The sequence below is a fragment of the Salegentibacter flavus genome, from assembly GCF_900115145.1.
Classification (GTDB): domain Bacteria; phylum Bacteroidota; class Bacteroidia; order Flavobacteriales; family Flavobacteriaceae; genus Salegentibacter; species Salegentibacter flavus.
Genome location: NZ_FOVL01000039.1, coordinates 1 through 9444 on the forward strand (window position 1 = coordinate 1; position 9444 = coordinate 9444).

General features: G+C 37.0%; 5 protein-coding genes and 1 pseudogene. 4 read left to right on the plus strand and 2 right to left on the minus strand.

Annotated features, from left to right (window positions below):
• Together BM266_RS16740 and BM266_RS16745 are read right to left on the minus strand one after the other, a co-directional pair.
• On the minus strand, window positions 1-896 hold an 896-nt coding region (locus tag BM266_RS16740), incomplete at its 3' end, for an IS256 family transposase (RefSeq protein WP_093411615.1).
• A gap of 82 nt (window positions 897-978) precedes the next feature.
• A complete protein-coding gene (locus BM266_RS16745; protein ID WP_093411616.1) occupies window positions 979-1212 on the minus strand; it encodes a helix-turn-helix domain-containing protein in 234 nt (77 codons plus the stop codon).
• 729 nt (window positions 1213-1941) lie between these two features.
• On the opposite strand from BM266_RS16745, the gene BM266_RS16750 reads away from it, so the two are divergent.
• The 4 genes and pseudogenes from BM266_RS16750 (at window position 1942) to BM266_RS16760 (ending at window position 9216) form a co-directional block, all read left to right on the plus strand.
• Entirely contained in the window at window positions 1942-4947 is a 3006-nt protein-coding gene (locus tag BM266_RS16750; protein ID WP_093411617.1) for a SusC/RagA family TonB-linked outer membrane protein, read from the plus strand.
• A gap of 10 nt (window positions 4948-4957) precedes the next feature.
• Window positions 4958-6352 carry a RagB/SusD family nutrient uptake outer membrane protein gene (locus BM266_RS16755; protein WP_093411619.1) on the plus strand — a complete coding sequence of 465 codons (1395 nt, stop codon included), beginning with the start codon at window positions 4958-4960 and terminating at the stop codon, window positions 6350-6352.
• 191 nt (window positions 6353-6543) lie between these two features.
• A pseudogene (locus BM266_RS17635) lies at window positions 6544-6867 on the plus strand (insulinase family protein); the annotation flags it as partial.
• Window positions 6868-6951: 84 nt separating this feature from the next.
• Window positions 6952-9216, plus strand: a complete 2265-nt coding sequence (locus BM266_RS16760; protein ID WP_245760483.1) for an insulinase family protein — start codon at window positions 6952-6954, stop codon at window positions 9214-9216.
• The last annotated feature ends 228 nt before the right edge of the window (window positions 9217-9444 follow it).

Consider the following 9444-nt stretch of genomic DNA (forward strand, 5'->3'; position numbering starts at 1 on the left):
AGATCCAGTAAAGCCGATTCAGCCTGATCTTTGGTATCTGCCTTGTACACCAGTTTAAGGTCTTTCATAAAATCTTTCTGATCCTTACTGGCAACGTACTTCATGCTATTGCGGATTTGGTGAACAATACATAGCTGAATATCGGTCTTGGGATAAACGGAATGAATAGCCTCGCTAAAGCCTGTGAGATTGTCTGTACAGGCAATCAGGATGTCTTTTAAGCCACGGTTATGTAAATGGGTCAGGACCTGAAGCCAGAAGTTGGCACCTTCACTCTCCGAGATATACATCCCCAATACTTCCTTTTTCCCAGCTTTATTTATGCCTAAAATATTGTACAGGGCCTTGTGCCTTACTTTCCCTTCTTCCCGTACCTTGAAGTGCATCGCATCAAGCCATAGGATGCAATATACCGGCTCCAAAGGTCGGTCCTGCCATTCCTTTACCTTGGGAACCACGCGGTCGGTAATATCACTTAAGACGTGTGTGGATATTTTGGAATCATACATCTCCTCAATATGAGCGGAGATGTCCCGCAAGCTGTTGCCCAGCCCGTACATCCCTATGATCTGCTTTTCCAGGTTATCGGCCAGGATACGCTGACGTTTCTCAACAATCTCAGGCTCAAAGGTGCTGTTCCGATCCTGAGGCGTATTGATGGTTATATCCCCGTGGTTGCTCTTTAGGGTCTTTTTGCCTTTACCATTACGTTTGTTACCAGCTTTAGAGCCTTTCTCTTCATCCGAAAGATGGGAGGACATCTCTGCTTCCAGCGCCTCTTCCATAAATTCCTTAAGCATCGGAGCAAAAGCGCCATCTTTGCCCGTTAGGGATTCTCCTGATAAAAATTGTTTTAATGCTTTTTCCTTTAATTCTTTAATCTCTTCTTGTGTCATAATCTAGTCTAAAAATTTTAATTTAATTTTCAAAGTCTAGACAGACTTGAGATTACACTCTCGGCGCCGATGCCAATTTAAATTAATCTCTTTTTTCATTAATAAAATAACTTATTTCTACCTTAAAATGTGTAGCAATTCGGTACAGGGTTTCAATGGTTGGATTGCCTTCAGCCCTTTCAATTCTACCAATCTGATTTGCAGATCTACCAACGATATTCCCCAGGTCTAATTGGGAAATATTTTCCTTTTTCCTTAGAATTCTTATTTTTTCTCCAATTTGTACAAGCAAGTTATTTAAATCATGCTGATTCATTCTATAAAAGTTGTCTTTCTGCACAAATAATTACAACACATATATGTGTTACAATAAAATTTTTATTATATTTACCTCATATTAATATATTTGCGAAACTTCTTTAAGTAAAATATTAGAAGCATTTCGCTTTGAATCTCGCATTGAAAACTGGTAATTTTTAGACAACGAGATGATAAGCATAATGCTCACGACCCGGGCGTGGGCTTGCTTGTTGTTGTCAGGTATACCAGTACCCCAATGCGATAAGTTGAGTTTCCACGCCTTTTTGGTTTCAAACTCTTCTTATTCTTAATTTTCAAAGTAATCTTCTACAGTTTATAAGTCTCGCTTTTTTGCCCTTTAATTACACTTAATGGCCAACGTGGCCGCCACCCATGCCTGGGTGTATTCACAAATCTTGTTTGCGGGAACAAGAAAATCACTTTAACAATCCCGTGGGTTGCTGTTTTGAGCCCTTTATATTAAACAGCTTTTGGGTGGGTAAGCCCCTTAACCCCTTTGGGGCCTTTTATGTGGGCTTTGGGTATTTTATTTTGGTTAATAGGTTAGGTACTATCGGTTAAAGGGATCGGAGTATAGATTAAAAAAAGAAATTGCTTATGAGAAGAAAATTGAATTAGCCTAAATAGGTGTTAAGCTAAAAAGCCTTCCCCGAAGATTAGCGTCGTGAGGGGAAGGCCTGAGCTTAAATAAAACAATGTTTCATTCAAAACCACACGTAAAATTATGAAAAATAATTACAAACGCCTTAAAATGGTGGTGTATGTATTTGTCGCTATCTTATTGGCCATTTGGGCCTTTTCGGCCACAGCCCAGGCGGCACCAATTAAAAAGTATTCTCCCCAACAGGAAATTGAAATTTCCGGGACCGTAAAAGATGAGAACGGTTTGCCAATTGAAGGCGCAACAATCGCCATAGAAGGTTTAAACCGCGGGACCATCACCGATATGGATGGTAATTTCACCTTATTTGCCCCCTCAAATGCGGTCCTGGTAATTTCTTATTTAGGATATACCACCCAGAAAATCCCCATAGATAATGAAAAAGAGATTCACATTATCCTGGAAGAAGATGTGGATGCCCTTGGAGAAGTAAAGATTAATGCGGGGTACTATAATACCACCGAGAGAGAACGAACGGGAAGTATCTCCAGGGTAAAAGGGGAGGAGATAGAACTTCAACCCGTTGTAAGCCCATTGCAGGCATTGCAGGGGAGAATGGCAGGAGTGGAGATTGCAGCGAGAGGTGATTTACCCGGCCAGGCATCAAGGATTAGAATTAGAGGGACCAATAGTTTACGAACTGAAGGCAACTTTCCTTTATATATTATCGATGGAGTACCTATTAATTCTACCCCAATTGAGAGTAGGTCTATAGCCGGATCGGGTACAAATGGTTTTGATCCATTAAATACATTGAATCTTTCCAATATTGAAAGTATTGAGGTATTGAAAGATGCAGATGCTACGGCCATTTATGGTTCCAGGGGAGCTAATGGCGTGATCCTTATTACTACCAAATCTGGAATACAAAAAGATTTTAGGCTTGAAGCTGCTGTGTATACCGGTGCCTCGAGACTTCCAAATAAAATGGAACTATTAAATACTGAAGAGTATTTACAAATCAGGAGACAAGCTTTTGAAAATGATGGGGTGGAACCCACACAATTCAACGCTTATGACCTAGTACTATGGGACCAGAATAGATTTACAGATTGGCAAGACTTCTTTTATGGCGGAACCGCCCCTGTTACAGATATTAATTTAAATGCCTCCGGGGGTAATGCCACTACCAGTTTTAGACTTGGTGGGGCATATCACAATCAGGGCTCAATATATCCTGGAGATTACAACTATAATAAATTAACGACCAGTTTAAACTTAAATCATCTTACAAATGATGAACGCTTTGGTATAAACCTCTCTGTAAATTATGGAATAGACAATAATATTCTTGCCGGTAGTACAAATGTTTCATCACCCCCCTTTAGTTTACCTCCCAATGCCCCCCAGGTATTTAATCCTGACGGTAGTTTACATTGGGAAGAATGGGCTGCGGCAGGTCAAAACAATCCTATGGCAGGATTTTTTAATCGTAGTGAAACACAGATAAATAATTTGATTAGCAGTGTGGGTTTAAATTATCGCATAGCCGATGGATTAAATTTGAAACTTAACGGGGGTTATACCAATTTAGAGAGTAAGGAATTGGTGAAAATACCTACACGTTCCTTTAATCCTGCCTGGAATTTTGAAGATAATTCACAACACTTAAATATAAGCCGGAAGTCCTGGATTATAGAGCCTCAAATTCATTTCAACAAATCCCTATGGGACGGCGAATTAAGTGCCATCCTCGGGACCACATTTCAGCAAAATGAAGATGAAAATTTAGAATTAATGGGTTCCGGTTATATTTCGGAATCTCAAATCGGAAATCTTAATGCTGCTGAAACAATAACCAGTCCTCTGCATATCAAAACCCAATATAATTATAATGCCATATTTGGAAGGTTGGCATATAACTGGGATAGTAAATACTTTATTAATCTTACAGGTCGTCGAGATGGTTCTTCACGTTTTGGACCCGGAAAGCAATTTGCCAATTTTGGGGCTGTTGGAGCAGCCTGGATTTTTTCAGAAGAAGCTTTTATTAAAAATGAGTTGCCATTTTTAAGTTTTGGAAAATTACGCGGGAGTTACGGTACCACAGGGAATGATCAAATTGGGGACTATGGCTATTTGGAGGCTTATGATGTCACTCCTGGCCCTGGAGGTTTATATCCTACTCAGTTGTACAATCCAGATTATTCCTGGGAGATTAATAAAAAGCTGGAAGCGGGTATTGAAACTAGCTTTTTTAACGATCGTATAAGTTTAGGATCAAGCTGGTATCAAAATCGATCTTCAAATCAATTGGTAGGTTTTCCCTTACCTGCTATGACAGGGTTTAGGTCAGTTCAGGCTAATCTTCCTGCTACTGTAGAAAACTCTGGCTGGGAAATAGAATTGTCTTCTTTAATATTCAATTCAAGAGATTTTCGATGGAGAACTTCAATGAATTTAAGTATCCCTAAAAACAGGTTGGTTAGTTATCCCGATTTGGAGAGTTCTACATATGCTAACAGATACAGGATTGGAGAACCCCTAAATATCTCGCTACTTTATAGATATGCTGGTTTAGATCCAAATACAGGATTTTACACAGTAGAAGATGTAAATGAAGATGGCAGAATAGATTCCAATGACCGTGTAGATATTAAAGATTTGAGCAGGCAGTATTTTGGTGGAATCAACAATTCAATAAGTTTTAAAAATCTATCCCTTCAGTTTTTATGGCAATTCGTAAAACAGGAAGGGACATTATTAAACATGGATGTCGGCAGAATTGGTAATAAGCGACATGAAGCACTTGCGGCACTAAATCCAAATAGTAGGTACCAAATGCCTTCGCAATCTATTCAGGCATTAATAGGATATATAAATGTCTTAAATACATCATTTTTCCATTCGGATGCTTCATTCATTCGGCTTAAAACACTTTCTCTGACCTATGATATACCTAAAACTTTATTAGCCCAGGTAGGGGTTAAGAAAGGTTCTCTTTCTCTGCACGGTCAGAATTTGCTTACGATAACTGATTATCCAGGAGTAGATCCTGAATTGCCTATTGGGGGAACCTCATTCGGGGGTTTAAGAACCTTTACCGGTGGAATTAAACTTAACTTTTAAAGATGCGCACATGAAAACTTCAATTTTTATAAAATTATTTTATGCTTTTTCCATTTCAATCTTTTTTATTTCCTGTGAGGATTTTGTGGAAATAGATACTCCTAGTCACAGAATAGTAGGGGATGCAGTGTTCAATGATGAAGAATCTGCTCAAAGTGTTATCCAGGGTATCTATAATCAATTGATTCGGACTGATTATAGTGATGGGGGAGTCAATAGTGTAACTACACTGGCCGGTTTATCAGCAGATAATATTGGTCTATTAAGAGAAACGGATCTAACTTTTCTTGAATTCGACCAACACGAGATCCTACCGGATAACAACAGAAACTTTGCTATATGGTCTAGCTCTTACAACGTCATTTATATGGCAAATTCCATAATTGAAGGCTTAATAGATTCTGAATTGGAAATGGGTGTAAGAAATACACTTGAAGGCGAAGCAAAATTTATTAGGGCATTCACTTATTTCTATTTAACCAATTTATATAATGATATACCTCTCCTTTTAACCACGGATTATATTGAAAATTCCATAGCTCCACGAAATTCCCAAGCAGAAATCTACCAGCAGATAATTGTCGATCTGGAAGAAGCCATTGAGCTTTTACCTCTGGAATATAGAAACGGGGAACGCATTAATGCCAATAGATTTACAGCTTTGGCCCTACTAGCCAGAGTACATTTATACGAAGGAAACTGGAGTCAGGCAGAAGCTCTGAGTTCAGAGATTATCTCCCAGACGGGGCAATATGAAATCTTGGACAGTTTGGACCAGGTCTTTTTACCAAATAGTAAGGAGGCTCTGTGGCAAATTTCTCCTATAGGTAGAGGGAATAGTCTAACCCATACTTATGAGGGGAGTAATTTCATATTAAATCCTGGCAATCCTGCCTCATTATATTTTAAACTAGATGAGTCATTAATCGCATTGTTTGAACCGGAAGATTTAAGATACTCAGCCTGGATTGGTTATCACGAAGAGATGAACATCCATTATCCCTTTAAATATAAAGATAGATACAGTATCGATAACATTACGGAATATTCGATGGTTATGCGATTAGCTGAGCAGTATCTAATAAGGGCAGAAGCCCGAGCTATGCAGGATGATTTAATAGGGGCGTCATCAGATATTAATTTTTTAAGGATGAGGGCAGGAATTGATCAGCTCACGGAGGAAGACTCACTTGATCAGGAAACAATCCTTGAAATAATTATGGAGGAACGCAGAAAAGAATTGTTTTCGGAGTGGGGCCATCGTTGGTTTGATCTCAAGCGCACCGGTAAAACTACAGAAGTTTTAAGTTCCAACCCATTATGGAATGCTACTGATGAATGGTATCCTATACCTGAGCAGGAGCGAATCAAAAACACAAATCTCACCCAAAACCCAGGTTATTAAATTTTACTTTCATGAGAATACAGATTATAAAATATATGATAATTATTCTTTTGGTATATGGAAATACTTTGACTTCCTATTCACAAGCTTCTGAAACCAAGAGATTCGATTCAACCTTAATTAAAAATGTGCTTCCTAATGGGTTAACCTATTATATTAAACATTTGCCAGAAGCAGGAAACAATATTACTATGCAATTTTTTTTGAATGCTGGAAATCGTGTAGAAACTAATGAGCAACCTGATGTATCCCATGCCATCGAGCATTTAGCTTTTAGGACTACCAAAAATTTCCCATTAGGAATTTCTAATTACTCTAATCTCTTAAAAGAGGCTGGAATGGGAGGTGCCGGTATAGATATTCAAGCTTTTAGTGGTCAACGTGGTACCAAATACATCTTTAATACCAAACCAGATTCTTCTGGTGTTGATCTTGGTCTTCTTTGGTTCTATGATATTCTTGGTGGACTATCTCTTACTGATAGAGATATTGATATTGAGAGAAGAACATTAATTCAGGAAAGAGAAGGCAAGATGAATATGAAAGCCCGAAGTAAAAGTAACATTGATTCTAAACTTTCTTCTAAGTTTTTTCCTTGTATGAACGATCTTGGAGAATCATATATTGACCAGATAAATAATTTTGATCCTGATAATTTACGAAAATATTACGAGGATTGGTACCAGCCTAAGAATGTAGCCATTGCTATAATAGGTAATATACCAGATGTTGAAGGGTTGCAGGATAAAATCATGAAGAGATTCTCCAGATTTAGAAATAAAAAAGGTGCTAAGAATGTACCCGATTGTTTTTCTGAATACTTTTCCCGACCTAATCAGTTTGAAATCATTGAAAGAAAAAGAGATACTACAATTCATTTTGCAAACAACAATTTGGAAGTGAAATTTTTTTATAGGGATTCATTAATAAGATCTTCAAAAGAATTGCAAGCCGCAAAACGTCAGGTTCTGTGGGAAATGGCAAATGAAGTTTTGGAGGACCATTTGCAACCTTTAACCCAAAGCTATTCAAGTAATTTTAAGCTGGGAGTAAGAAATACCTTTAAGTACGAAAGAAAACCTGCAGCTACTTCCATTTCAATTGAAGCTGAACCAAAAGATTTAGAGTACAGCATAACAGAAGTATTCTCGAAAATTAATGAATTGCAAACCTATGGATTACTCCCAGATAAATGGGAAGAGCTTAAGCTAAATCATCTACATAACCTTGAAAAAGCTAATAAGATTAAAAAAGAAACTCCCAATTTATGGATAGATGATATTGAGCGAAATTTTTGGCAAAAAGAACCATTGACCCCTCAAAAACACAGTTTATTAAAGGCCTGGATGGAGCAACTAGAACTCCAAGACTTTAACACATTTATGGATAATTATTTTGGTAAAGTGCCCAGGGATATTGCAATCATAAAACCTGAACATAGCACATGGAAAGTTTCTGAGGATGATTTTAGATCTTTAATACATAGAAATTCGGTTAAGCCCGTTTTAATAGAAAAAACATTTACTCCAGAGCATCTTTTAAGTGAAAAGGAGGTTAACAAGTTAAAACCTAAGTCCATTAGCTTTCTTGGTGAAAACTATAAAGGCTCCAAAGAATTTTTATTACAAAACGGAATACGGGTAGTATTATTAGAAGACAAAAATTATAAGGAAAAAGTTTCAGTATGGGGTTTTGATTCTATTGGTACTGCAAATATTACAAATACCAATTTGTATTCTGTGGCTAAGTCACCTGATATTATAAAGCATGCAGGTATAGGGAATTATAATAAATTTGAGGTAGATAGATTATTGAAGTCTAAGAATGCTGAAATTCAAATAAGCCCTTATATTGAAAATAAGGAAAGTGGTATTAAGGGGCAGGCGGATCTTCAAAATACAGAATTATTATTTCAGATGATTTACCTGTATTTCACAGCTCCACGAAAGGATAAAGCTGCATTTAAACACTGGAAGCGAAAAGAACTTGAGATTTTTTTACACCCACCTTCTTATTCCCTCCATCCAAAGGACTTCCAAAATTCCATAAAAAATTATTTCGGTAAATCGAAAGGTGATTTCTGGGGTGGAACCTATCATTTTAATGGCACTCGAGAAGCTACATATGAAGGGGCTTTTAATGCTTATCAAACTATTTTTTCCGATTTCGGTAATTATACATTTATAATTAGAGGGGGAGATGAAGAAGCTTTATTACCTCAAATTAAGAAATATCTGGGTAATTTAAATTCTCAAAAAGTTAGAACCGATAAAATTAATCACACCGTGGAGAAAAAAGAATTTCCTACGGGACCTCAAAAAGTAAAGTTAAAACCTTCGGAATATTACGAGAGAGACCAGGTATTTTACGCAATAAACTTTACAGAAAAAATTGAATCCTATGATTGGAAAAAGCATCTTATGCTTAAATTACTGTCAGCATTAATTTGGGAAATGGCTATGAAATTTAGTTCCGAAGAAGGGATCGCGGCATATTATGTATATAATGGAAGTGAGTTTGATAGAAATTTATCTTATTTTTCTGCTCAACTGTTTTTCGAGTGTTTTAAAGATGAGGTGAATGTAATACAAATGGCCTCCAAAGAATTATTTAAAAAGATAAAAGAAGGAAATATAAAACAAGGTCCATTTGATAAAGCATTGAACAGAATTATTAGGCTGTATGGGAAGAACGGAATCAAAAATGATAGGGAGAAAGATCTATATGATTTTTTTAGGCACGGAATAACCTCAGGTACTTCAGATGAAAAAGAAAAATTTTTACACAACCTCAATAAAGATGATCTACACAAATTTGCAAAATCTTTTCTGAGAGAAGATCACATGTTCGAGTTTGAAATGTAGTACACCTATCTAATGAGAGTGTAATCTCAAGTCTGTCTAGACTTTGAAAATTAAATTAAAATTTTTAGACTAGATTATGACACAAGAAGAGATTAAAGAATTAAAGGAAAAAGCATTAAAACAATTTTTATCAGGAGAATCCCTAACGGGCAAAGATGGCGCTTTTGCTCCGATGCTTAAGGAATTTATGGAAGAGGCGCTGGAAGCAGAGATGTCCTCCCATCTTTC

Bases quoted from the DNA above. Each gene is read 5' to 3' on its own strand.
- BM266_RS16755 (WP_093411619.1), top strand. From the start codon at position 4,958: ATGAAAACTTCAATTTTTATAAAATTATTTTATGCTTTTTCCATTTCA.
- BM266_RS16745 (WP_093411616.1), bottom strand. From the start codon at position 1,212: ATGAATCAGCATGATTTAAATAACTTGCTTGTACAAATTGGAGAAAAA.
- BM266_RS16750 (WP_093411617.1), top strand. From the start codon at position 1,942: ATGAAAAATAATTACAAACGCCTTAAAATGGTGGTGTATGTATTTGTC.
- BM266_RS16760 (WP_245760483.1), top strand. From the start codon at position 6,952: ATGAACGATCTTGGAGAATCATATATTGACCAGATAAATAATTTTGAT.